This is a genomic window from Streptomyces sp. NPDC050508, from assembly GCF_040655155.1.
Lineage (GTDB): Bacteria > Actinomycetota > Actinomycetes > Streptomycetales > Streptomycetaceae > Streptomyces.
The window spans coordinates 177,453-201,059 of sequence record NZ_JBFAJJ010000013.1; the positions used below are offsets into that span (position 1 = coordinate 177,453).

The following is a 23,607-nucleotide window of genomic DNA, read 5'->3' on the forward strand; positions in this document are numbered from 1 at the left end:
GTTGCCCCTCCCGTCGCACAGCCCACAGGGTGAGAGATGTCCCCCCGCACCTCCTCACGTCGTGGGAGAGCCGCCGTATGAGCCACCTGTCAGAGCACCTGCGCCAGGCCACACCCGTCGTCGCCGAACGCGGCGAGGGAGTCCACCTCTTCGGCACCGACGGCCGCCGCTACCTGGACTTCACCGCGGGCATCGGCGTCACCAGCACAGGCCACTGCCACCCCAGGGTGGTCGCCGCCGCGCAGGAGCAGGTGGCCACGCTGATCCACGGCCAGTACACGACAGTCATGCACCGGCCGTTGCAGCGCCTCGTCGAACGGCTCGGCCAGGTCCTGCCGGACGGCCTCGACAGCCTCTTCTTCGCCAACTCCGGCAGCGAGGCCGTGGAGGCCGCGCTACGGCTCGCCCGCCAGGCCACCGGCCGCCCCAACGTCGTTGTCTGCCAGGGCGGTTTCCACGGTCGTACGGTCGCCGCCGCGTCGATGACGACCTCCGGTACGAAGGTGCGCACCGGGTTCGGCCCGCTCATGGGCGGGGTCGTCATCACGCCGTTCCCGCACGCGTTCCACTACGGGTGGGACGAGGAGACGGCGACCCGGTTCGCGCTGCGCGAGTTCGACCAGCTCCTCCAGACCGTCTCCGATCCCGACGACACCGCCGCGATCTTCGTCGAGCCGGTCCTCGGGGAGGGCGGCTACGTCCCCGCCAACTCCGCCTTCCTGCAAGGCCTTCGGGAACGCGCCGACCGTCACGGCATCCTGCTCGTCCTCGACGAGATCCAGACCGGCGTCGGCCGCACCGGCCGCTTCTGGGGCCACGACCACTTCGGCGTCCGCCCCGACATCCTCATCACGGCCAAGGGCCTGGCCAGCGGCTTCCCGCTGTCGGGCATCGCCGCCCCGGATGAGCTGATGCGGAAAGCCCGGCCCGGTTCGCAGGGCGGAACGTACGGCGGGAACGCCGTCGCCTGTGCCGCGGCCGTCGCCACGCTCGACGTCGTCGAGGACGAGAACCTGGTCGCCAACGCCGCCGCCATGGGCGCCCGGCTGCGCGCGGGCCTCGACGAGGTCGCCGCGAAGAATCCCGCGATCGGCGACGTACGCGGTCTCGGCCTCATGCTGGCGAGCGAGTTCGTGACAGAGACGGGCGAGCCCGATCCCGGGACGGCAACTCGCGTGATGCGGGCGGCCGTTGAGGAAGGGCTGCTCCTGCTGCCGTGCGGCCCGTGGGGCAACGTCGTCCGCATGATCCCGCCGCTGATCGTCGACGCGGCTGCGATCGACGAGGGCCTGCGCGCCTGGTCGGCCGCCGTCGCGGTGGGCACGGCCGGATGACCGACGCCCACTCCCTGGTCGAGCTGCTGGCCCGGACGGCTCCCGGCCTGGAGGTCGACACGGGGGAGGGGCGGCGCGCCCAGTACGCGTACGACGCGTCCAACTACCGGGTGCCACCCCTCGCCGTCGCCTTCCCGCGCTCCGCCGAGGACGTGGCGGCACTCGTACGGGCCTGCCGCGACCTGCGCATCCCGCTCACCGCGCGCGGGGCGGGCACCAGCATGGCCGGCAACGCGATCGGGCCGGGTGTGGTCCTCGACCTCTCCCGCCACCTCAACAAGGTCGTCGCCATCGACCCCGACACCCGCACCGCCGTCGTCGAACCCGGCGTCGTCCTCGACGACCTCCAGCGCGCCGCCGCACCGCACGGCCTGTTCTTCGGCCCCGACCCGTCCTCCCACAGCCGCTGCACCCTCGGCGGCATGATCGGGAACGACGCGTGCGGCAACCACTCGGTGCGCTACGGCCGAACGGTCGAGCACGTCGAGGAACTGGAGATCGTGACGGCGACGGGCGTGCGCGCGGTGGCAGGAGTCGGCGGACTGCGCGCCGTCGAGAGCAAGGACGCGGCTGAAATCGCCGCCCTGGAAGCCGAGTTGACCCGGCTCGTCGACGCCAACCTCGCCGCGCTGCGCACCGAACTCGGCCGCATCCCCCGCCAGGTCTCCGGCTACCAGCTCCACCACCTCCTGCCGGAACACGGCCGGCACACCGCCCGCGCCCTGGTCGGCACCGAGGGCACTTGCGCGATCGTCACCCGCGCGACCGTACGACTGCACCCCGTACCGGCGGCCACCACGCTGCTCGCGCTCGGCTACCGGGACGTCGTGGACGCCGCCCAGGACGTCCCGGCGATCCTGCGCCATCGGCCCACCGCGGTCGAGGGCATGGACGAGGCCATCGTCGCGACCCTCCGCCACCGACGCGGCCCGCAGGCCGTCACGGGTCTGCCCGAGGGCGCCGCCTGGCTGTACGTCGAACTAGACGGCACCGACCAGACCGCCGCCGACGCACGGGCCGCCGACGTACTCGCCGAACTCCGGGCGGGGGAGCGGATGGTGGCGGGCCGCGTCATCGACGACCCGGCCGAACGCCGCTCCCTGTGGCGCGTACGCGAGGCCGGCGCCGGACTCGCCGCCCGCCTCGTCGACGGCGGCACATCCTGGCCCGGCTGGGAGGACGCAGCCGTAGACCCGGACCAACTGGCCGACTACCTGCGGGACTTCCGCACCCTCCTCACCAAGCACGACTTCACCGGCGTCCTGTACGGCCACTTCGGCGCGGGCTGCGTCCACGTCCGCATCGACTTCGACCCCGCGACGGCCGAGGGCGCCGCAGCCATGCGCACCTTCCTGACGGAAGCCGCCGAGCTGGTCGTCGCGCACGGCGGCACCCTGTCCGGTGAACACGGCGACGGCCGCGCCCGCAGTGAACTCCTCGCCACCATGTACAGCCCGCGCATACGTGCCGCGTTCGCCTCCTACAAGCGGTTGTACGACCCCGACGGCATCCTCAATCCGGGAGTGATCGTCGATCCGGCGGCCGTCGACGCAGACCTCGCGCTGTACCCGATCAACTCCCGTGCACCGATCAACTCCCCTGTGCAGCAAGGAGGTTTCACCTTCCCCGACGACCCGGGCGGCCTGGCCGAAGCGGCGAGTCGGTGCATCGGCGTGGGCCGTTGTCGCAGCGACACGGGCGGAGCCATGTGCCCGAGCTACCGCGCCACCCACGACGAACGCGACTCCACGCGTGGCCGCGCCCGGCTGTTGCAGGAGATGCTGCGCGACGGCCCCGGCACCGTCATCACCGACGGCAGCCGCTCGACGGAGGTGCGGGACGCCCTCGACCTGTGCCTGTCCTGCAAGGCCTGCGCCGCCGACTGTCCGGTGGGCGTCGACATGGCGACGTACAAGTCGGAGTTCCTGCACCGGCACTACCGGCGTCGGCTGCGCCCGCGCAGTCACTACAGCCTGGGCTGGCTGCCCTGGTGGGCGGCGTTGGCCCGCTGGTTCGCCCGCCCTGTGAACGCCCTGCTTGGTGGACCGTTGGGCCGACTGGTCGCACGGCTCGGGGGAGTGACGACCGAGCGCACCCTGCCCCAATTCGCCCCGCGCCGAGCCCTGCGTGCACACCAGCCCCCACAGCCGTCAACTCCGGCCGCCGTCCTGCTCGTCGACTCCTTCACCCGCGCCTTCCGCCCCGACGTCGCCGGAGCCGCCGCCCGCGTCCTGGCCGACGCCGGTGTCCCCGCGACCGTGCGCGACGGGCTGTGCTGCGGCCTCACCTGGATCAGCACCGGCCAACTGGGCATCGCCCGGCGCGTGTTGACCCGTACCGTCGAACGGCTCGACGCCGAGGGCGAGTTGCCGATCGTCGTGCCCGAGCCGAGTTGCGCCGCCGCACTCCGCCACGACGCACCCGCCCTCCTCGGCACCGACACCGCACGCCGGGTCGCCGCACGCGTGCACACCCTCTCCGGCGCGCTGACCGAACTAGCCGACCCCGACTGGAAACCCGCGGCCGTCCCCGATCACGTCACGCTCCAGACCCACTGTCACGAGTACGCCGTCTTCGGCGAGACCACACAGAGCGCACTGCTGCGCCGCCTCGGTGTAGGACAGGTCGACGAGGCGAACGGCTGCTGCGGCCTCGCCGGCAACTTCGGCTTCGAGACGGAGCACTACGACACCTCGATGGCCGTCGGTGCCCTCTCCCTCGCCCCGAAGCTCGCCGCACTCGACCCCGACGCCACCGTCCTTGCCGACGGCTTCAGTTGCCGTACCCAGGCGGCCCATCTGACCGGCCCGGACGGCCCGCAGGCCCGGCACCTGGCCCAACTGCTCGACCCGAACCCGTCCGGAGGGACCCGCTGATGACCACCACCACGACGTCCACGTCCGTCGTCGACACCGTGTCTCTCGTCGACACGGTTCCCAAGCAGCTGTTCATCGGCGGGAGTTGGCAGGACGCGGCCGGCGGCGGCCGTTTCGCCGTGGACGACCCGGCGACCGGTGAGCGGCTGTGCGAGGTGGCCGACGCCACACCGGCCGACGGGCGACGCGCCCTCGATGCGGCGGTGGCGGCGCAGGAGCCCTGGGCGGCGACCGCACCCCGCGCCCGCAGTGAGATCCTGCGCCGCGCCTACGAGATCATCCTCGAACGGCATGAAGAACTCGCCCTGTTGATGACCCTGGAGATGGGCAAGCCCCTCGCCGAGGCACGCGGCGAGGTCGGCTACGCGGCGGAGTTCTTCCGCTGGTTCTCCGAGGAGGCGGTACGGATCGACGGCGGGTTCACCCGGACCCCCGACGGAGCCAACCGCGTTCTGGTCATGCGCCAGCCGGTGGGCCCCTGCCTCCTCATCACCCCGTGGAACTTCCCCCTTGCGATGGGCACCCGCAAGATCGGTCCCGCGATCGCGGCGGGCTGCACCATGGTCCTGAAGCCCGCCCCGCAGACCCCGCTCTCCAGCCTGGCCCTCGCCGGAATCCTCACCGAGGCGGGACTGCCCGAAGGCGTCCTCAACGTCGTGACCACGACGGACGCCGCCGGAGTGATCGAGCCCCTGCTGCGCGGCGGAGGCGTGCGCAAACTGTCCTTCACCGGCTCAACTCAGGTCGGGCGACTGCTCCTTGCCCAGTGCGCCGACACTGTCGTCCGCACCTCCATGGAGCTGGGCGGCAACGCGCCCTTCATCGTCTTCGAGGACGCCGACCTCGACCGGGCGGTCGACGGCGCCATGGTCGCGAAGATGCGGAACATGGGCGAGGCGTGCACCGCCGCCAACCGCTTCTTCGTACACCGCGCGGTCGCGGACGCGTTCGCCGCACGGCTCGCCGAACGCATGGCCGCACTCGCCGTCGGTCCCGGCACCGAACCCGCCTCCCAGGTGGGCCCGTTGATCGACGCCGCCGGACGCGCCAAGGCCGACGGTCTCGTCCAGGACGCCGTGACACGCGGCGCCAAGGTGCTGACCGGCGGCGAAATCCCGGACGGGCCGGGCCACTTCTACCCGCCGACGGTCATCACCGAGGTCCGCGCGGACTCGGAGTTGATGCGCGCGGAGATCTTCGGCCCGGTCGCCGCGATCCTCACCTTCGACACCGAGGACGAGGTCGTGCGCGCCGCCAACGACACCGAATGGGGCCTGGTCGGCTACCTGTTCACCCGCGACCTCGACCGCGCCCTGCGGGTGGGGGAGCGGCTGGAGACCGGCATGGTCGGCATCAACACCGGCCTCGTCTCCAACCCCGCCGCCCCCTTCGGCGGCGTCAAGCAGTCCGGTCTCGGCCGCGAGGGCGGACGGGTCGGCATCGACGAGTTCCTGGAGTACAAGTACCTCGCCATCCCCGTCGTCCCCGCGGCGGACGGCCGTGGCTGACCGGCTCGTCGTCCTGCACCAGGGCACCCTGCCCCCGAACGCCGAGCACATCGAACGCCTCGCGGACACGGTGTACGCCACCGAGGAGGAACTCCCGCTCCTCCTGCCCGGCGCGGACATCCTGCTGTGCTGGCACTCCCTCACGACGGCGGTCACGGCGGCCTGGCCGAAGGACCCGGCCCTGGCCCCCGACTGGGTCCACGTGGCCGCCGCCGGAGTGGACCCACTGCTCTTCCCTGCCCTGGTCGACGACCCGGACGTACTGCTGACCAACTCGCGGGGCGTCTACGACCGGGCCATCGCCGAATACGTACTCGGCCTGATCCTCGCCCTCGCCAAGGACTTCCCCGGCAGCTGGGAGCACCAGCGGCGCCGCGAGTGGCGGCCCCGCGACAGCGAGCGCATCGGCGGCCGTACGGCACTGGTGTGGGGGACAGGACCCATCGGCTGCGCCGTCGCCCGCATGCTGCGCGCCGTCGGCATGCGGGTCTGCGGCGCCGGACGCACCGCACGCGCCGACGACCCGGACTTCGGGACGGTGCACGAGGGCGCGAGCCTGCGGGCAGCGCTGGCCGAGGCGGACTACGTGGTCCTCGCGGCCCCGCTCACCCCCGCCACCCGTTGCATGGTCGACGCCTCCGTCCTCGCCGCGATGAAACCCGGAGCACGGCTCGTCAACGTCGGCCGGGGCGGCCTCGTGGACGAAGAGGCGCTCGCCCGTCACCTCGCGGACGGCCGCCTGGCCGGAGCGGCCCTCGACGTCTTCGCCCAGGAGCCGCTGCCCGCCACCTCACCGCTGTGGGACATGCCCGGCGTGATCGTCTCCCCCCACACGGCGGGCGAAGTAACCGGCTGGCGCGCCGACTTGGCGGACCTGTTCCTGGAGAACCTCACCCGCAGGACGGAGGGCCGGCCGCTGCGGAACATGGTCGACAAGGGGAAGGGCTACGTCAGGGACGGAACGGAGGAGTTCTCGCCGGAGTGTGCACGCGTGGTGCGCGGTGGACAACCGGTGGACAGGCATGCGTGACCGTCCACCAGACCTGCGCGGCCGATGAAGGCTCTCGGCCTGGTCCTGCTTGAGGTCCGGCGGGCGCAGCCGCACGGCGAAGCACAGGGGTCCCGAGGCATCCGCGCACGCTGACGGCCCGGCCGCCCGTGCCCGCAGACGCAGTCTTCGGCGAGACCACGTCACCAGCGCGCCGGGCTGTCAGCCTCGCCCTCACAGCCACAGCGCGCCCAGACTCTCGCCGTAATCCGGAACGTCACGGACTCCGTGTCAGTGCTCCCCGCCGACGCGCGCGGGCGTGTGATCCGGCACGGGCTGGACCAACGCGACGCCAGCCCCCCGACAACTCACCGGCCGTCGGGGGGCTGGCGCACCACCGCACCCGGCGGCAGGTCCTGCTCCACCGTGAGGGCGGTGAGTGCGTCGCGCAGGCCGGCGCGGGCGGTGACGCCGAGTTTCGGGAACACGTTGTAGAGGTGTCCGCTGACCGTGCGGGCGGACAGGTGCAGCCGTTCGCCGATCGCCTTGTTCGTCAGACCCGAGGCCGCGAGCGTGGCGATCTGCAACTCCTGCGGCGTGAGCAGGATGTCGGTCGAACCAGTCTGCCTGCGGGATACACCGGTCGCTCCAAGTTCGTTCCTGGCGCGCTCGGCCCACGGGGCGGCCCGCAGCCGATCGAAGATCGTCAGCGCGGCGTTGATGCGGATGCGTGACTCCACGGTGGCCCGCTCCCTGCGCAGGTGCTCTCCGTAGGCCAGCAGGACGCGCCCGCGTTCGAAGGGCCACAGATTCTCGGGCGCCGCTGCGAGGGCCCGCTCGAAATGGGTGCTCGCCGCCTCTCCCTCGGACACCAGCCCCTGCGCCGCGGCCACGAGCATTGCCCAACGGGAGGAGATCTTGGTGATGTCCATCCGCAGCATCGCCTCGACGTAATCCCGCGCCTGGTCCGACCGGCCGGTCCGGACGGCTGCCTCGACGAGGTCGTAGGCGACGAAGAGTTGGAGTTGTCGGGCGGTGCCTGGTTCCAGTCCGTGTGGGCTGATCTTGGTCGCCTCGGTGTACGCCGTCTCGAAGTCGCCGCGGCCGATCGCCGCGAGGGTCCGTACCCGGTACACGTGCTGGGGCACGATGAAGGCCTGGCGCGGGATCGACCAGGCCAGCATTTCCTCCAGCGGTTCCTCCGCCTCGTCCTGCTGCCCGAGCGCGGCTGCGGCGAGAGCTTTGCTGTAGTGCAGGAACCAGATGAAGTTGACGTACCCGTAGGACTGGGCGCGCTCCAGTCCCTCCTCTGCGAAGCGCTGGGTGTCGTCCCATCGGCCGGCGAGGTAGCTCTCCGCGCACAGCAGCATGAGGGCGTTGGTGACGGAGGCGACGGCCCCCGTGCGGGCGGCGTCCTGCCAGACGCGCAGCAACGGTTCGCGCAGGTCGCCGAGGCGGTCGACGTCGTTGGCGACATAGCCGACGCGGATGATCTGCCCGGGGTCGAGCTCGGTCGTCAGCGTCGCGATCTCCTGGTCCAGGGTGCGCAGTGCCTCCGGGGAGACGAGGGCCGGGTTGGACACGACCTCGGAGCGGACGAGCAGGCCCTCGGGCAGCAAGTCGCGGTATTTGTCGACCAGTTCGAGGTACGGGTCCCACATCTCCTTGCGCCCGTTGAGCGAGGCGATCACCGAAAGGACCCAGATCGCGGCGTTGATCTCCTCCGCGGTCGGCTCCGTTCCGGGAGCCCGCAGGGCGGCGGTGAGCACCCGGAACGCCGAGACGACGTCCGCGTCGGAGTACAGCATGAGCGAGGCCGCGGCCGAGGCGGTCGCCAGCGAGCCGACGTCGGCGTCCAGGCGGCGCGCGTCGGCGAGGAGTTGGGAGACCGACTGGAGATCGCCCATCACCTCGGCCGCGAAGTACGCGGCCCCGGCCAGGCGTTGTGACCGGTGCTCGGGATCCGGGCTCAGATCGGCCGACCGTGTCATCGCCGCCACCGCCGCGGACGGGTCCCCGCGTTTGAGCGCCTGGATCGACTCGTGCTGAAGGAGCGTGGCCACCTCCTCGTCGGGTCCGTAGGACGCGTCGGCGAGGTGCCAGGCGCGGCGTCCCGGATCGGCGCGCCGGCAGCCGGCGAGTGCCCGGTGGGCCCTGCGCCGCTGCTCGGGCCGGGCCAGTTCCACGACGGCGGAGCGCACCAGCGGGTGGCGGAAGACGACGGAGTGACGGCTGTCGACGACGATGATGCGCTCGCGTTCGGCGATGTCGAGGTGGTCGGCGGCATCGGGTCCCACCACGCTCTCGGCGGACAGCGCCTGGCCCGAACCGTCCAGGGCGAGCAGCAGGAGCAGATCGCGGGTCTCCGGTGCGAGCGCGGCGATCCGGGCGGTGAAGATCCGGGTGAGCCGTTCGGTCAGCGGCAGCACAGTGGGCAGCATGTCCGCCGTGGGGTACCGGTCCGAGGCCAGCGTCGCGGGCAGTTCGACGAGGGCGAGCGGGTTCCCCTGAGCCTCGGAGACGATGCGCCGACGTACGTGTTCGGCCAGGTCCGGGTAGCGGGCGAGCAGGAGGGCCTCGGACTCCGAGTCGTCCAGGGAACGCATGGTGAGGCTGTTGACGTCGCCGCGCATACGCAGCGGCTCCCCGGTCGTACGGACTGTCGAGAGCACGCGCACAGGCGTTCCGGCGACCCGTCGGGCCACGAAGGACAGGACGTCGGCGCTGGCGTCGTCCAGCCACTGGGCGTCGTCGACGATGGCGACCAGCGGCTGCTCCCGTGCGGCGAGCAGGAGCAGTGACAGAGCGGCGGTCGAGATCAGGATGCGCGAGGGCGTCGCGCCCTCGCCGAAGCCCAGTGCCACCCGCAGAGCGCTCTCGTGATCCGGGCCGAGTTCCGCGAACAGCGGGAACAGCGGCACCAGCAGCTGGTTGAGGCCGGCGAACGCGATATTGGCCTCGAACTGGGCGCCGGCCGCCCGCAACGTCCTCATACCCCGGGCGTCGGCGAGATCGGCGGCGGCGTCGAGCAGGGCGGACTTTCCCACACCGGGATCACCGAACAGGGTCAGCGAGCCGCCGAGCCGGGCGGTGTCGTCGATCACTGCTCGGATGAGGTCCAGTTCGCTGGACCGGCCGGTCAGACCGGTACCGACGCCCTGACCTTCGGTGTCCAGGTGCTCTGCGCTCATGAGGAGGCGCCTCTTTCCCCTGTCCGTCCCGACTCTATTCGACGCCGCACCGCACTGCGTCGTCCTCTTCTCCTGGGGACCGATTCTCTACGGGGCTGTGGTCGTGGCGGCGTCCTCGATGAGATGGGTGACGGTGCCGGGGTGGGAGATCATCGCGACGTGGGAGCTGTTGATCTCGACGGTGTGCGCGTGGGCACGCCGGGCCTCGAACCGCTCCAGCGGTGCGCCCAGCGCCTCGTCCTGCCTGGCGACCAGGGCCCAGGAGGGGATGGTGCGCCAGGCGGCGGCCGTGGCCGAGGAGGCGAACGCGGCGGCGGCGACGGGGCGCTGTTCGGCGCCCATCACGACGGTCTGGGAAGCGGGCAGGTCGGCTGCGAACACGGCGCGGAATCGGGTGGGGTCGACGTACAGATCCGAGCCGCCGGTGCCGTCGGAGTTGCTGAAGGGCACCTGGCGTAGGGCGGGCGCAAGTTCGTTGGTGCCGGGGAACTTGTTCGACAGCGTGCTCAGTTTCTCGCCCTTGTCCGGGACGAGCGCGGCGACGTAGACCAGGGCCTTGACCTGGGAGTCGCCGGCGGCGGCCTGGGAGATGACGGCGCCGCCGTAGGAGTGGCCCACCAGGATGACCGGCCCCTTGACACTGGCCAGGACGCTGGCGACGTACGTGGAGTCCTCGGCCAGGCCGCGCAACGGGTTGGCCGGAGCGATCACCGGGTAGCCGTCGCGCTGCAGGCGCTCGACCACGCCGTTCCAGCTCGAAGCGTCCGCGAAGGCGCCGTGCACCAGTACCACCGTGGGCTTGGGGGCGGCGCGGCTGGTGTGGGCGGAGGCCAACGGGATCAGGGACAGGCTGGCCGAAGCGGTCACGGCGGCGGTGATGAGAAGGGGGCGCAGCCGGGGGCGGGGGATGGACATGGTGGATCTCCTTGGGAGGGGTGGGGGTGAGCGGGTGAGGGGAAGCCGGGGCAGGCGGTGCTCCATGGGCTGTCAGGACGAGGTCCAGCAGGTCGGTCGTGCCATGCAGTCGCCCGCGTGTGGAACCCCCTGGGCCGGAGGCTCGTGCGAACCGGCCCAGGGGGGCTGCTGGGAGGGGAGTGCGCAGGGCCCGTCAGGGGCGGAGCGCTGGTCAGACGGACTGGCCGAGTGCCTGGAACTGGGCGTCGGTCAAGGTGATCTGCGCGGCCCGGGTGTTCTCCTCCAGGTGGGCCACGCGGGAGGTGCCGGGGATGGGCAGCATTACCGGGGAGCGCCGCAGCAGCCAGGCCAGGGCCAGCTGGGAGGGGCTCGCGCCGTGCTCCTTGGCGAGCGTGTCCAGCGGGCCGCCCGGGCGCGCGAGCCGGCCGGTGGCCATCGGGAACCACGGGATGAAGGCCAGGTTTTCCCGCTCGGCGTACTCCAGGACGTCCTCGGCACCGCGATCGGCCAGGTTGTACAGGTTCTGCACGGAGACGATGTCCGCGATCCTCCGGGCTTCCTCGATCTGCTCCACGGTCACCTGCGACAGGCCGATGTGGCGGATCTTGCCCTCCTGCTGCAGCAGGAGCAGCTCACCGACCTGGTCGGCCAGCGGGACCTTGGGGTCGACGCGGTGCAGCTGGTAGAGGTCGATCCGCTCCACGCCCAGGTGGCGCAGGCTCAGCTCGGTCTGCTGCCGCAGGTACTCCGGGCGGCCGAGCGCACGCCAGTCGCCCGGGCCCGAGCGGGAGAGCCCGCCCTTGGTGGCGATCACCAGGTGCTGGGAGTACGGGTGCAGGGCCTTGCGGATGAGCTGCTCGCTGACGAACGGGCCGTAGGAGTCGGCGGTGTCGATGAAGTTCACGCCCAGCTCGGCGGCCCGGCGCAGCACGCGCACGGCCTCCTCGGGGTCCTTGGGGTCGCCCCACACCCCGGTGCCCGTCAACTGCATCGCGCCGTAGCCGAGCCGGTTGACAGACAAGTCGCCGCCGAGGCGGTAGACGCCGGAGGAGTCGGCGGGGCGTGCGGTTTCCTGTGACATGGTCTGCCTTCCTTATCGGATAAGTGTTCGTCTGAAAGTTCGCCGGGAGGCGAGAAGAAAGAGGAGGAGCGGGCGGGTGGTACGCGGGCGGGCAGGAGGTGGCAGTGGCCGGGCTCCGGCCCGCCCGCGTGACGACTAGGAGGCGAGGAAGTCGACGAGCGCGGTGTTGACCTGGTCCGCGTGGGTCCACAGCAGCCCGTGAGGGGCGTCGTCGATCTCGACGTACTGCGCGTCGGGCACCGCCTTGGTGAACTGTCGCCCGGTGGCGTCGATCGGCAGGATCCGGTCGGCGGTTCCCTGGAGGATGAGCGCCGGCACGTCGATCTTCGCGATGTCGGCGCGCATGTCGGTGTGCCAGCTGGGCACCACGGCCGAGGACGCGAACGGGGACATGCGCGTGGCGGTGACCCAACTGCCGCGCACCGCCTCCTCGCTGATGCGGGTGCCCAGGTTCACGTCGAGGTTGTAGAAGTCGTCGAAGAAGCTGGTGAACCAGGCGTACCGGTCCGACTCCGCGGCCGAGATGATCCCGTCGAACACGTCGGCGGGCAGGCCGGTGGGGTTGTCGGGAGTCTGCAACAGAAACGGTTCGATGGGTGCCAGGAACGCGACCTTGCGCAGGTTGTCGGTGCCGTGAGTGCCGATGTAGCGGCCGATCTCGCCGGTACCCATCGAGAAGCCGACCAGGGCGACGTCCTGGAGACGCAGTACGTCGAGCAGTACGGCGAGGTCGTTGGCGAAGGTGTCGAAGTCGTAGCCGGTGGTGGGCTGGCTGGACTGGCCGAAGCCCCGGCGGTCGTAGGTGATGACGCGGTGTCCGGCCTTGAGGAGGGCCGGGATCTGCAGCTCCCAGGACTTGCCGTCCAGCGGGTAGCCGTGGATCAGCACGACGGGCGAGCCCTCGCCGTGGTCCTCGTAGTACAGGTCGACGTCGGTGGTGTTTTCCTTGGCGACGGTGATGTAGGGCATGGCTTCGCTTCCTGAGTGGGTGGGGAAAGGGGAGGGGTGCCGGTTCAGCGGCGGCGCAGGGCCTGGACCGCGAAGGCGGCGACCTCGTGGTCCTGCGCGGGTGATCCGCCGCCGGCTCCCAGCGCCCCGACGACGACCCCGCGGGCATCGGTGATCGGGACGCCGCCGGCGACGAACGCCAGCCGGAGCGTGGTGGCGGTCTGGATCGAGGAGAGCGGGGCGCCGGACTGCACGGCGGGGGCCAGGTCCGCGGTCGCGGCGCCGAAGTACACGGAGGTACGGGCCTTGGCCAGGGAGGTGTCGATGGAGGCGAGCGCCGCGCCGTCCATCCGGGTCACCAGCACGGTGTTGCCGCCGCCGTCGAGGACCGTGAAGGTGTACGGCACCCCGAGCTCAGTGGCCTTGTGGACGCCTGCGGCGGTGGCCGTGGCCGCGTCGTCCAGGGTGAGGATGACGGGCGAGATCTGCGTGATGGGCATGGCCGTTCCTCTTCGGGTCGTGCCGGAGGTCGTGCCGGGCGGTGTCACTTCTCCTGGTAGGGGGCGGCCTTGGCGAGGTCGGGGCGGGTGACGGGGTGGCCGTCGATGGTCTGGTAGGTGGCGGCGGAGCGGCCGAGGGTGTCGAGGAGGGTGGCGGGGCCGGCGAAGGGCTTGCCGCCGATGTGCCAGCCGTCGGTGTGGAGTTCCTCGATGAGGACCCAGACGATCTCGCGGAAGGCCTCGGATCCCTCGAACCTGACCATGACCTCGGTGAGGGCGGCGGCCATGTCGTGCTTCTCCCGGGTGGTGAACACTCCGTCGACGAGCTTGACGTTGACGAACGGCATGGGGTGCTCCTTGGGTCGGGATGCGGTGTCCTTGCCGAGCGGCGGGGACAACTGAAGCGTCGCCCCGGGGGCATCCGGACCGCACCAGTCATCCGACCTGACTCCGCGGGGTCCTTGTGCGGCGCCGCCCTCGCACCGGAGCCGTGCGGCCCGCGGCGACACCACCGCACCGGGTGTGCCGTGCGCCGGTGACGAGCGCACCGGGCCGACCCCCGTATCCGTCCAGGTGGGCCCGGGTCGGTGAAACCCGGGTCGGATGACTCATGCCCGGCCGTGGGGCGGCGACGACCATGGGTAGGGACGGCGCAGCCGCCGATTCCCTCACCATCCCTCACCGATGAAACGAGAAACCCCATGTCCGAGAAATCCAACAAGCAGCTGGTCGCGGAGGCGTTCGACGCCTGGGCAGCCGGCACCGGCGGGGTGTTCGACCTGCTGGCCGAGGACGCCGACTGGACCATCGTCGGCAACAGCGTCGCCTCCGGCACCTACCCCACCCGTGAGGCGTTCATCAGCACGGTCATCGCCCCGTTCAACGCCCGGATGAGCAGCCCGCTGGTGCCGTCCGTGCGGGCGCTGTACGCCGACGGGGACACCGTGGTCGCCCTGTTCGACGCGAGCGCCACGGTGCGGGACGGCTCGCGCTACGACAACACCTACGCCTGGTTCCTGACGATGCGTGACCAGCGGATCGTGAGCGCTGTCGCGTTCTTCGACAGCGTCGAGTTCAACGACTTCTGGGCCCGGGTCCAGCCCGCCTGACCCCTGCCTCCGCACCCACCCCCTTGACCTCCCCGTCCGAAGATCGGAAGTGCCCGCCATGTTCATCGTGATCCTGAACTACACCGCGCCGCTCGCAGAGATCGACCGCCACCTGGAAGCCCACAACGCCTGGCTGGAGGAGAACTACGCGGCCGGCCACTTCGTCGCCTCGGGCCGCCAGGACCCCAGGACAGGCGGCATCGTCCTGGCACGGGCGGCCGACCGCCAGGCACTGGGCCGAATCCTGGCCCTGGACCCGTTCGGCATCGCCGAGGTGGCCACGCACAGGGTCATCGACTGGCGCCCCTCACGCGCGAGCACCGAGGCCCAGTGGCTGCTCCAGCAGTGATGCCCGCGGCGGCGACGTGCGCGGGATCCGCCGGGCTCGGCACCCCGCTCACCTACCGCCGGGTGCCCACGCAGGGCACAACCTCCCCACGAGAACCCAACCCCAGCTCCACCGCCCCTCATCACGGCGGCCACCACCCCCACCCACCGAAAGACAGTGACCATGCGCGCAGCCGTGCTCAGACAATTCGCCACCCCACTGGAACTGGCCGACATCCCCACACCGGTGCCCGGCGCCGGCCAGGTCCTGGTCAGGATCGCCGCCAGCGGCGTGAACCCCTTGGACACCAAGATCCGCGCAGGTCTGGCCGCACACGCCCGCGCTGTCCTGCCCGCGGTGCTGGGCCTGGACCTGGCCGGCACGGTCGAGGAGGTCGGACCGCAGGTGACCGGCTTCGCCGTCGGCGACGAGGTGTACGGGCTGAGCGGTGGCGTCGGTGACCTGCAGGGATCACTGGCGCAGTACGCCGCCGCCGACGCCCGCCTGCTCGCCCACAAGCCCGCCGCGCTGACCATGCGGCAGGCTGCGGCGCTGCCGCTGTCGGTCGTCACCGCATGGGAGGGACTCGTGGACCGGGCCCAGGTCGGCGCCGGGCACAAGGTCCTGGTGCACGGCGGCGCGGGCGGCATCGGCCACGTCGCGGTGCAGATCGCCCGGGCCCGCGGCGCCGAGGTCTTCGCCACCGCCTCGGCCGCCGACGCCGAGACCGTCCGCCGGCTCGGCGCCACCGCGATCGACTACGCCACCACCGAGGTGGAGGAGTACGTCGCCGCCCACACCGGCGGCGAAGGCTTCGACATCGTCTTCGACACCGTCGGAGGCACCGTCCTGGACAACTCCTTCGCCGCGGTGCGCACTTACACCGGCCACGTCCTGAGCGCCCTGGGCTGGGGCAGCCACAGCCTGGCCCCGCTCTCCTTCCGCGGCGCCACCTACTCCGGGGTCTTCACCCTGCTGCCCATGCTCACCGGCAAGGGCCGCGAACACCACGGCGAGATCCTGCGCGAAGCCGCCGCCCTGGCCGACGCGGGCCTGCTCAAGCCGCTGCTGGACCCCCGCCGCTACACCCTGGACACGGTCGCCCAGGCCCACGCGGCCGTCGAGGACGGCTCGGCCCACGCCAAGATCGTCGTCGACATCGACGCCTGACCCGACGGGTTCCGAGGTCACCCGGCACGCCGTCGGCGACCGGGTCGGCGTCGGCTGCATGGTCAACTCCTGGCCTGACCCACGGCCATGGTCACGTCGACCTGAGACCACCCCGTACGAGGAGCCAAGCCGCCGGGAGCCCTCGTACGGGGTGCCGCCGACAACGCGGGCCGGAGCGCCTACTGAACGAGTTCCCAGTCCTGTGAGCCGTCCGTGAGCGCGGTCTGCAGGGTCAGCTGTGCTCCGGCGGTCGCGCCGGTCAGGTACAGGCTGGTGTTCTTGACGGACTGGAGTCTGTAGAACCCGTCGCTGGTCTTGACGAGGTTCCAGCTGCCGGTGTTGCTGTTGTCGACCCACTGGCCGATCTTCTGGCCGGCGGTCGCGCTGCCGGTCCAGATGGCCGCCGCCCGGCCGCCCGACTCGTTCAGCAGGCTTACGCCGCCGTTCGGCTCGGTCGTCGTGTGCCAGTACTGGGTGTCGGCGTTCGCCGCCGAACCCGGGACCTCCAGCCGGACGTCGGGCACGTCCGCGTTGCCGATGTTCGCGTCGTTGGTCTTGTTGCCGGTCCCGATCACCTGGTCGGTCTTGCGGTTCACCAACTGGTAGTAGGCGCCGTCGGAGTGGCCGAGGTCGACCTCGGCGAACTTGAGGGTGGACGTGCCCTGGTTGTTGAGGATCACGATGCGGCCGGTACTCGTGACGTACTGGAGGTTGCGGCTGTAGCCGGCCGCCGAGGTCGTCTGGTACTCCTTCCACGTACCGTCGCTGCGCCCGGTGTCGTTGACCCAGACGTCGCCGCTGCTCGCCGAGTTGTAGACCAGGCGCCCGCCGGGTTCCCTGATGAGGACCGGGCTGCCGCCTGTGGCGAGAGCGTGCGAGCCGGTGTCGACCGGCAGTGAGGTGACGGCCGTGCCGGTGGCGGAGCTGAGGAAGAACTTCAGCGGGTTGTCGGCGATCACGTACCGGGTGTTGGCACCTCCGCCCCAGTATTCGAAGGTCAGCATCCACTTGCCGTCCGCCGTGCGGACGACGTTCGCCATGCCGGGCCGGCCGCCGCCGATCTCCGTCTTGCCGCCGCCCATGTCCTGGTTCAGCCCGGCGATGTCGACGACGGTGGAGCTCCACGAGGCACTCGTGCCGTCCCAGGTCCGGTGGGCCAGGATCTGGCCGTGCGAGTCTGTGGCGGTGTCGTTGGCGGGGTCCGTTGTGGCGACGCCGGTGGTCGCGTCGAAGCCGGTGTAGTCGTTCTCGTCGGAGTAGTAGCAGACGAGTTGGCCCTTGTAGACCATCAGGTACGGCTCCCAGACGGGGTCCACCTGGTGGTTCGTGTTCGCGGCCGCGATGTTCTGGCCGATCGCGCCGGCGCTGCCGCCCTGCCAGCCGCCGGTCGCGATGACGTTGACGACCTTCCACGTCGCACCGTCGTCGGTACTGGAGTACAGCGCGATCGCCAGGTCCTTGCGGTCGCCGTCGTTGGTCGGCGTCCAGCTCGGATCGGCCGCCTTGTGCTCCTTGTAGTAGGCGTCGTCACCCGACACGACACTGGCGAGGAGGAGCGTGCCCTGCTTCAGGTTCCCCACGTCCTGGGGGAGCGTGTAGAGATACGGGTTGGTCCAGTTGCTCGTGTACTTCGCGTACTGGGGGTCGCTGGACAGATACGCCGGAGCCTTGACCTCCGACAGCGCCTGCCAGGTCGTCCCGTGGTCGTCGCTCTTGTAGACAGGCAGTGTCTGTCCGTCGGCGCTGCCCGACGCCGTCACGACCGTCGACTTCTCGAAGGACGCGACGAGCCGGCCGCTCGGCAGCTCCGCCGACTTGGGGTAGATCGCGCAGTTGCCCCGCCCCTTCAGGCACGCCTCGCTGCCGAGCTGGTAGAGAGTCCCGCCGGTCGGGTTGTAGGCCTGGGCACTGACCATGGGTATCGCGAGGATCGCGGATGTAGCGGCAAAGGTTGTGAAGGCTCGTCCAAGCCGTCTTCTCTGCATGGCCCCTCCTCAGGGGAGATGGATCACGATCGGTTGGCGTCGGTGGCGACAAGGACGCGTACGTCCCAGGCGCCGAGCTCCAGCACCTTGCCCGCGAGGACGGGGGCGCCCGTCAGGGCGTCGGACAGGTCCACTGGGGCGGGGACGCTTGCGGGCTCCCAGCTCCAGTTGTGGACGATGTGGACGCGACGGCCGTCGGCGGAGGTGCCGGTCGTCGCGGTGACGGAGTCCGGGAGGTCCCGCCACGCGCTGCGGGAGGCCGGTGTCATCCAGGCGGCCAGTGCCTGGGCGAGGTCGCGGCCGGGTACGGTGCCGACGGTGGTGACGCGGCCCGCGCCGTGGCGGCGGGTGGTGACCGCGGGCCAGCGGCCGAAGTGCGGGTGGTCGTACGCGGCGAGCACCTCGGCGTCGACGACGGTCAGGCCGTCGACCCAGTGAGTCGCCGTCGCGTCCGGCGACAGCGTCAACGGGCTGTCCGGCGAGGTGCGCACGGGGATGTCGCCGGCGACGTTGCTGAACTCGTCGTACTGCACACCCGCCGCCTCCACCAGTCGCCCGGGGGCCGGTTCGTGCCGGGCCCTGGCCTCGTGGTCGGCGTAGCCGGTGCGCGGGCCGAGGACCAGATGCCCGCCCGCTTCCGCGTACGCCGCGAGCCAGTCGAGTTGCGAGTCGGCGGCGATGTACAACGCGGGGACGACGAGAACGGGGTGACGGCGTACGGCATCCTCGGGTGTCAGACCGTCCCGTTCACCGCGCGGGTCGAGCAGTTGGCGGGCGTGGACGATGCGCACTTGGCGGCCGGCGTCGAAGGCGCCCCGGTAGAACGGGTCGAAGATGCGGTGGTAGGCGGTGGGGTCGGGTTCGCCGTGGGGTGTCGCGAGTGGTGGGTACTTCTGCATGAGCCACTTGCTCGGCGTCGAGTACACCATCGTGATGTCGGCGTCCGGTTCGAGTCCGGCGACGAGTGGGCCCGCGGTTTCGAACTCGGTACCCAGGCGGGCGAGTTCGCCGTACGTGCGGCCGGGCCGGCCGGTGTGGGGCAGGATGCCGCCCCAGTAGGTCTCGGCGCCGAAGTGCAGTGTGTGCCAGTGCCAGTACTCGATCATGCGGGCCCCGCGGCCGACGAGCGCCCAGGCGGCCTGCCGCCACTGGCCGTCGTAGGCGGGACGGTTGTCCCACGGCATACCTATGGAGCCGGCATTGGTCTCGGTGACGAGGAAGGGCTCCTGGCGGGAGGAGAACATCCAGTCGGCGGTCTGGTACAGCGCCCAGACGCCGGTGGTCTTCCAGAGCTGCTGGTGGTCGTCGGGCGTGGGGTCGGGCAGGAGCAGGCCGTCCTGCATGTCGTAGTACGCGTTGCCGGTGGCGATGTCGAGGCGGTCGGTCAGCTCGTCGTCCTCCACCGCGGGCCGCTTGTAGGAGATGCAGGTGGTGACGAACTGCTCGGGGCGGGCGTACTCGCGGACGATGTCGGCCTGCCAGCCGATGAACTCGGTGCACTGGCGGGCCTGGAACTCCCGCCAGGCGACGTCGTATTGGGGCTGCACGTTGCCGTCCGGGGTCCACAGGTCGGCCCATGTCGACAGCTTGTGCGACCAATACACGAGGCCCCACTCGCGGTTGAGGGTCTCGACGTCGCCGTACTTCTCGCGCAGGTGATCGACGAAGCGCTGGAACACCCCGTGGTTGTGCAGGAGTTCGTTGCCGGGCTCGTTGTCGACCTGGAATCCGATCACCGCGGGATGGCCGGCGTACCGGGCGACGATCTTGCGGATGACCCGCTCAGCGTGGAACCGGAAGGCCGGGTGGGTGAAGTCGACCTCCTGGCGGGCGCCCCAGCCGATGCGCTCACCGGTGCGCCGCTCTCCGGTGATCTCCGGGTACTGGCGGGCCAGCCAGGGTGGTACGGCGTAGGTGGGGGTGCCGAGGACGACGGAGATGCCGCGTTCGTGGGCGCCGTCCAACACCGGCTGGAGCCAGTCGAGTTCGAAGCGGCCGTTCTCGGGTTCCCAGGTCGACCAGACGGACTCGCCGACGCGAATGACGCTGAAGTGCGCGTCGGCCATGAGGTCGAGGTCGGTCTTGAGGCGCTCGTCGGGGCGTTCGGTGCCGTAGGGCGGCCGGTACTCGTGGTAGTACGCGGCACCGAAGAGGACGCGGGCGGGCAGGTCCGCCATGGACAAACCTCCGGAGAGCAGGGGAAGTTGAGCAAGGGGGCGAGGGTGTTACTGCTTGACGCCGCCGGTGGCCAGGCCGCTCTGCCAGTACCGCTGGAGCAGGAGGAAGGCCAGGACGAGCGGGATGATCGAGATCAGGGAGCCGGTCACGACGAGGGCGAGCATGTCGCTGCTGGCTCCGGCGCCGCCGTTCTGCGCCTGGGCGGCCCAGGAGGAGAGCCCGACCGTGATGGGGTACAGATCCGGGTCGTTGAGCATGATCAGCGGCAGGAAGTAGTTGTTCCAGGTGGCGACGAGCGTGAACAGGATGACCGTCACCAGGCCGGGGGCGAGGAGCCGTAGCGCGATGGTGGTGAAGATCCGGAGTTCTCCGGCGCCGTCCATGCGGGCGGCCTCGATGAGGCTGTCGGGGACGGCGTCCTCGGCGTAGATCCGCATGAGGTAGAGGCCGAAGGGGCTGATGAGGGACGGCAGGATGACGGCCCAAGGGGTGTTGACCAGGCCCGCCTTGGCGAAGAGCAGGTAGGTGGGGATCGCCAGCGCGGTGGTCGGGATCATGATGGCGCCGAGGACGAGGTTGAAGGCCGCGCCGTGGCCGCGGAAGCGGTACTTGGCGAATCCGTACCCGGCGGCTGCCGCAAGCAACGCGGCGCCGACCGCGCTGACACCCGCGTACAGGACCGTGTTGAGCAGCCAGCGGCCGAAGACGCCGTCGTCCTGGGTGAACGTGGCCTTGACGTTCGACAGGAGTTGCGGGGCGTGCGAGAACCACAGGCCGAAGCTGTTGAACAGGTCCTGGGTGCTCTTGGTGGAGGCGACCAGCAGCCAGAACAGGGGCAGCAGGAAGTAGGCGAGGACGGCCAGCATCGCGATGGTCAGCGGAGTGCTGCGGCGGTGCGCCGACGAACGGCGCGGCGGGCGCACCTCGGCGGCAACTCGCTTTCCTGTAGCGGCACTTGAGACAGCGGGTGTCACGGTGGTCATGCGGTCCTCCTGCGGTTCGCGGTGAGCAGGAAGGCGTACGACACGATCACGATGACCAGCCCGAGGATGAAGGACACCGTGGCCGCGTAGTTGGTCTGCTGGCTGATGAAGGCGACGGAGTAGGCGTAGAGGTTGGCGGTGTAGGAACTGCTGATGACGTCCGGGGCGACCTTCATCAACAGGCTCGGCTCGTTGAAGAGCTGGAAGCTGCCGATCACCGAGAACAGCAGGGTGAGGGTCAACGCCGGGCGCAGCGCGGGGAGTTTGATGGACCGGGCGATCCGCCAGGCACCGGCCCCGTCCACGGCCGCGGCCTCGTACAGCTCGCCGGGGATGGTGCGCAGCGCGGCGTACAGGATGATCATGTTGTAGCCGACGAACTCCCAGGTGACGATGTTCGCGAGACTGCCGAGCATCCAGCTGTCGGTGAGGAAGTGCGGGGCCGGCAGGTGGAGGTCGTGGCTGATCTGGGCGAAGGGGCCGAAGTCGGGGCCGTAGAGGTAGCCCCACATCAGGGTGGCGATCACGCTGGGGACGGCGTACGGCACGAAGATGCCGAGGCGGATCACCCGGGTCAGGCGCAGCAGGCCGCTGTCCAGGGCGAGTGCGAAGGCCAGGGCGAGCAGCAGCATCACGGGGACCTGGATGACGAAGAACAGGGCCACCCGGCCTATGCCCTTGAGGAGTTGGGGATCCTTCAGGGCGGTCACGTAGTTGTCGAGGCCGACGAACGTCGAGCCGCCGATGAGGCGTTCCTGGAAGAGGCTCAGATAGGCGGCGTAACCGAGCGGAGCCAGGAAGAGCAGCAGGAACAACGCCATGAACGGGGCGATGAACAGGACGCCTGCCGTGCCGTGCCGCCTGCGAGCTACGGCCGTAGTGGTGGTGGCCATGATCAGCCCCCCTTGACCGTGAAGCCCTGGCTCTTGGCGAAGGTCGTGATGCGCGACTGCCAGGAGCCGAGCGCGCGGACGGTGTCGGTCTTGTCCGCGAGGGACTTGCCGACCGTCTCGGTCCAGTCCGTGGCCACCCGGTCGAGGAACGGCGGCCATTGGAAGGCGGGGTCGACCTGGGCGCTGATGTCGGCGAAGACCTGGTTGACCTTCTGGCCGCCGTAGAAGGCGGGGGCGTCGGCGAGGAAACTCGCCTCGGAGAGCAGGGTCTTGGTCGCCGGGAAGAAGAACTGCTCGGTGGCGAACATCTTGGCGCTGGTGGGGTCGCTGTTGAGGAACTGGGCGAACACCGCTGCCTGGATGGGGTTCTTGGTGGAGCGGATGACCGCGGTGGTGGAGCCGCCCCAGTTTCCCGAGCTGGGCTTGGCGGCGTCCCACTGCGGGAGCGGGGCCGCGCGCCACTTGCCGGAGGTGGCCTTTGCCGAGCCGGAGAGGAAGGCCGGACCCCAGGCGCCGGTCAGCCAAGTCGCGTACTTGCCCTTGTTCAGGGCCGCGTACCAGGCGTCGGTGAAGTCGGGTTCCACGCCGATCACACCGTCCTTGGCGAGGGTGCCCCAGTACTCGCCGAGCTTCTGGGAGACCGCGTCGTCGACGCTGACGGTGATGTCGCTCTTGCCGGAGGTGACGTACGGCTTGGCGCCCGCCTGCCACAACAGGCCGTGCCAGGCGGCGACTTGGTTGGCGGCGAGGTTGGTGAGGTAGACGTCCGGGTCGGCCTTGTGCAGCTTCCGGGCGGCGGCTGCGAACTCGTCCCAGGTGGTGGGGACCTGGATGCCGTGCCGGTCGAAGATGTCCTTGCGGTACAGCATGCCCATCGGGCCGGTGTCCTGCGGGATCGCCCAGATCTCACCGCCGCTGCCGCTGACCTGGCCCCAAGTCCAGTCCACGAACGTCGACTTGAGCGCGGATGCGCCGTAGGGGCGGAGGTCGAGCAGGCTGTCGGTGATGGTGAACGTCGGGATCGCCTGGAACTCGATCTGCACCATGTCCGGGGCGCCGCTGTTGGCCTTGAGCGCGGTGCGCAGCTTGGTGTACTGGGGCGTGCCCTGACCGGCGTTGACGACCTTCACCTTGACGGCCGGGTACTTCTTCTCGAAGAGCGCGACCTCCTTGTCGATGTTCGGGACCCAGGTCCAGAACGTCAGTTGGGTCGGCGTCTTCATCGCCTTGTCGATGTCGGCCTGGCTGACCGGCTTGGCGGAGGATCCGCCGGTGCCGCCGCTGCCGCCGCCGCAGGCGGACAGCGTGGCACTCAGCGACAGCGCTCCCGTCGTGGTGAGGAAGAGGCGACGGTTCATGGAGGAGGAGCCGGATATGGGCATGGTGAACTCCCGCCGATGGCGAAGGGGCCGGCACGCCGGGGGAGGGCGTGCGGAAAGGGGATGACGAAGGGAAGGTGTGGGCGCGACGATCTGGACGTCGAAGCCGACGGGTTCGGGGAGTGCGGCTGCGCGGCCGGTGTGCGGCACACACGTGTGTGCGGGGACAGCCGGAGCGTGCGGAGTCGGAGCGGCTCAAGAGCCGCTGGGTGAAACGGAGTTCGCGTTCTGCCGGTACCGC

General features: G+C 70.6%; 18 protein-coding genes. 7 read left to right on the forward strand and 11 right to left on the reverse strand.

The window, feature by feature from the left end:
* Positions 1–77 precede the first annotated feature (77 nt).
* The 4 genes from AB0I69_RS32790 to AB0I69_RS32805 are packed head-to-tail and all read left to right on the forward strand — an operon-like array spanning position 78 to position 6,748.
* Positions 78–1,334, forward strand: a complete 1,257-nt coding sequence (locus AB0I69_RS32790; protein ID WP_363099370.1) for an aminotransferase class III-fold pyridoxal phosphate-dependent enzyme — start codon at positions 78–80, stop codon at positions 1,332–1,334.
* On the forward strand, positions 1,331–4,210 hold the full coding sequence (locus tag AB0I69_RS32795; RefSeq protein WP_363099371.1) for an FAD-binding and (Fe-S)-binding domain-containing protein: 2,880 nt from the start codon (positions 1,331–1,333) through the stop codon (positions 4,208–4,210). Before AB0I69_RS32790 ends, AB0I69_RS32795 begins: the two co-directional genes overlap by 4 nt.
* On the forward strand, positions 4,210–5,718 hold the full coding sequence (locus AB0I69_RS32800) for an NAD-dependent succinate-semialdehyde dehydrogenase (protein ID WP_363099372.1): 1,509 nt from the start codon (positions 4,210–4,212) through the stop codon (positions 5,716–5,718). The genes AB0I69_RS32795 and AB0I69_RS32800 overlap by 1 nt, the downstream gene beginning before the upstream one ends.
* The gene (locus AB0I69_RS32805; RefSeq protein WP_363099373.1) at positions 5,711–6,748 is read left to right on the forward strand and encodes a D-2-hydroxyacid dehydrogenase; all 1,038 of its coding nucleotides are present in this window, start codon (positions 5,711–5,713) and stop codon (positions 6,746–6,748) included. Before AB0I69_RS32800 ends, AB0I69_RS32805 begins: the two co-directional genes overlap by 8 nt.
* A 326-nt stretch (positions 6,749–7,074) precedes the next feature.
* Here the strand turns inward: AB0I69_RS32805 and AB0I69_RS32810 are convergent, their stop codons facing one another.
* The 6 genes from AB0I69_RS32810 to AB0I69_RS32835 all read right to left on the reverse strand — a co-directional run bounded on the left by AB0I69_RS32810 (position 7,075) and on the right by AB0I69_RS32835 (position 13,688).
* Positions 7,075–9,897: an AAA family ATPase gene (locus AB0I69_RS32810; protein ID WP_363099374.1), complete on the reverse strand. Its 2,823-nt coding sequence runs from the start codon at positions 9,895–9,897 to the stop codon at positions 7,075–7,077.
* Positions 9,898–9,984: 87 nt separating this feature from the next.
* On the reverse strand, positions 9,985–10,812 hold the full coding sequence (locus tag AB0I69_RS32815) for an alpha/beta hydrolase (protein ID WP_363099375.1): 828 nt from the start codon (positions 10,810–10,812) through the stop codon (positions 9,985–9,987).
* Between the two features lie 211 nt (positions 10,813–11,023).
* Positions 11,024–11,893, reverse strand: a complete 870-nt coding sequence (locus AB0I69_RS32820) for an aldo/keto reductase (RefSeq protein ID WP_363099376.1) — start codon at positions 11,891–11,893, stop codon at positions 11,024–11,026.
* 135 nt (positions 11,894–12,028) lie between these two features.
* Positions 12,029–12,862: an alpha/beta hydrolase gene (locus tag AB0I69_RS32825; RefSeq protein WP_363099377.1), complete on the reverse strand. Its 834-nt coding sequence runs from the start codon at positions 12,860–12,862 to the stop codon at positions 12,029–12,031.
* 44 nt (positions 12,863–12,906) lie between these two features.
* A complete protein-coding gene (locus AB0I69_RS32830; protein ID WP_363099378.1) occupies positions 12,907–13,341 on the reverse strand; it encodes a heme-binding protein in 435 nt (144 codons plus the stop codon).
* Positions 13,342–13,385: 44 nt separating this feature from the next.
* A complete protein-coding gene (locus AB0I69_RS32835; RefSeq protein ID WP_363099379.1) occupies positions 13,386–13,688 on the reverse strand; it encodes a tautomerase family protein in 303 nt (100 codons plus the stop codon).
* Positions 13,689–14,042: 354 nt separating this feature from the next.
* On the opposite strand from AB0I69_RS32835, the gene AB0I69_RS32840 reads away from it, so the two are divergent.
* The 3 genes from AB0I69_RS32840 (at position 14,043) to AB0I69_RS32850 (ending at position 15,948) form a co-directional block, all read left to right on the forward strand.
* Entirely contained in the window at positions 14,043–14,450 is a 408-nt protein-coding gene (locus AB0I69_RS32840) for a nuclear transport factor 2 family protein (protein WP_363099380.1), read from the forward strand.
* A 58-nt stretch (positions 14,451–14,508) separates the two neighbouring features.
* The gene (locus AB0I69_RS32845) at positions 14,509–14,799 is read left to right on the forward strand and encodes a YciI family protein (RefSeq protein ID WP_363099381.1); all 291 of its coding nucleotides are present in this window, start codon (positions 14,509–14,511) and stop codon (positions 14,797–14,799) included.
* A gap of 162 nt (positions 14,800–14,961) precedes the next feature.
* Positions 14,962–15,948 (forward strand): zinc-dependent alcohol dehydrogenase family protein, encoded by a 987-nt coding sequence (locus tag AB0I69_RS32850; protein ID WP_363099382.1) that lies wholly within the window; start codon positions 14,962–14,964, stop codon positions 15,946–15,948.
* A 179-nt stretch (positions 15,949–16,127) separates the two neighbouring features.
* Here AB0I69_RS32850 and AB0I69_RS32855 read toward each other — a convergent pair whose 3' ends face one another.
* Genes AB0I69_RS32855 through AB0I69_RS32875 form a run of 5 tightly spaced genes read right to left on the reverse strand, consistent with a single transcriptional unit; the run spans position 16,128 to position 23,369 of the window.
* Complete coding sequence (locus tag AB0I69_RS32855; protein WP_363099383.1) at positions 16,128–17,933, reverse strand: RICIN domain-containing protein; 1,806 nt, start codon at positions 17,931–17,933, stop codon at positions 16,128–16,130.
* Positions 17,934–17,956: 23 nt separating this feature from the next.
* Entirely contained in the window at positions 17,957–20,110 is a 2,154-nt protein-coding gene (locus tag AB0I69_RS32860; RefSeq protein ID WP_363099384.1) for a beta-galactosidase, read from the reverse strand.
* A gap of 48 nt (positions 20,111–20,158) precedes the next feature.
* Entirely contained in the window at positions 20,159–21,094 is a 936-nt protein-coding gene (locus AB0I69_RS32865) for a carbohydrate ABC transporter permease (protein WP_363099385.1), read from the reverse strand.
* Positions 21,091–21,987, reverse strand: coding sequence for a sugar ABC transporter permease (locus tag AB0I69_RS32870; RefSeq protein ID WP_363099386.1), 897 nt, complete (start codon positions 21,985–21,987; stop codon positions 21,091–21,093). Before AB0I69_RS32870 ends, AB0I69_RS32865 begins: the two co-directional genes overlap by 4 nt.
* A gap of 2 nt (positions 21,988–21,989) precedes the next feature.
* The gene (locus AB0I69_RS32875; protein ID WP_363099387.1) at positions 21,990–23,369 is read right to left on the reverse strand and encodes a sugar ABC transporter substrate-binding protein; all 1,380 of its coding nucleotides are present in this window, start codon (positions 23,367–23,369) and stop codon (positions 21,990–21,992) included.
* Positions 23,370–23,607 lie beyond the last annotated feature (238 nt).

Coding starts and splice junctions, on each gene's coding strand:
- AB0I69_RS32790 (WP_363099370.1), top strand. CDS start 78: ATGAGCCACCTGTCAGAGCACCTGCGCCAGGCCACACCCGTCGTCGCC.
- AB0I69_RS32795 (WP_363099371.1), top strand. CDS start 1,331: ATGACCGACGCCCACTCCCTGGTCGAGCTGCTGGCCCGGACGGCTCCC.
- AB0I69_RS32800 (WP_363099372.1), top strand. CDS start 4,210: ATGACCACCACCACGACGTCCACGTCCGTCGTCGACACCGTGTCTCTC.
- AB0I69_RS32810 (WP_363099374.1), bottom strand. CDS start 9,897: ATGAGCGCAGAGCACCTGGACACCGAAGGTCAGGGCGTCGGTACCGGT.
- AB0I69_RS32815 (WP_363099375.1), bottom strand. CDS start 10,812: ATGTCCATCCCCCGCCCCCGGCTGCGCCCCCTTCTCATCACCGCCGCC.
- AB0I69_RS32820 (WP_363099376.1), bottom strand. CDS start 11,893: ATGTCACAGGAAACCGCACGCCCCGCCGACTCCTCCGGCGTCTACCGC.
- AB0I69_RS32825 (WP_363099377.1), bottom strand. CDS start 12,862: ATGCCCTACATCACCGTCGCCAAGGAAAACACCACCGACGTCGACCTG.
- AB0I69_RS32830 (WP_363099378.1), bottom strand. CDS start 13,341: ATGCCCATCACGCAGATCTCGCCCGTCATCCTCACCCTGGACGACGCG.
- AB0I69_RS32835 (WP_363099379.1), bottom strand. CDS start 13,688: ATGCCGTTCGTCAACGTCAAGCTCGTCGACGGAGTGTTCACCACCCGG.
- AB0I69_RS32840 (WP_363099380.1), top strand. CDS start 14,043: ATGTCCGAGAAATCCAACAAGCAGCTGGTCGCGGAGGCGTTCGACGCC.
- AB0I69_RS32845 (WP_363099381.1), top strand. CDS start 14,509: ATGTTCATCGTGATCCTGAACTACACCGCGCCGCTCGCAGAGATCGAC.
- AB0I69_RS32850 (WP_363099382.1), top strand. CDS start 14,962: ATGCGCGCAGCCGTGCTCAGACAATTCGCCACCCCACTGGAACTGGCC.
- AB0I69_RS32855 (WP_363099383.1), bottom strand. CDS start 17,933: ATGCAGAGAAGACGGCTTGGACGAGCCTTCACAACCTTTGCCGCTACA.
- AB0I69_RS32860 (WP_363099384.1), bottom strand. CDS start 20,110: ATGGCGGACCTGCCCGCCCGCGTCCTCTTCGGTGCCGCGTACTACCAC.
- AB0I69_RS32865 (WP_363099385.1), bottom strand. CDS start 21,094: ATGACCACCGTGACACCCGCTGTCTCAAGTGCCGCTACAGGAAAGCGA.
- AB0I69_RS32870 (WP_363099386.1), bottom strand. CDS start 21,987: ATGGCCACCACCACTACGGCCGTAGCTCGCAGGCGGCACGGCACGGCA.
- AB0I69_RS32875 (WP_363099387.1), bottom strand. CDS start 23,369: ATGCCCATATCCGGCTCCTCCTCCATGAACCGTCGCCTCTTCCTCACC.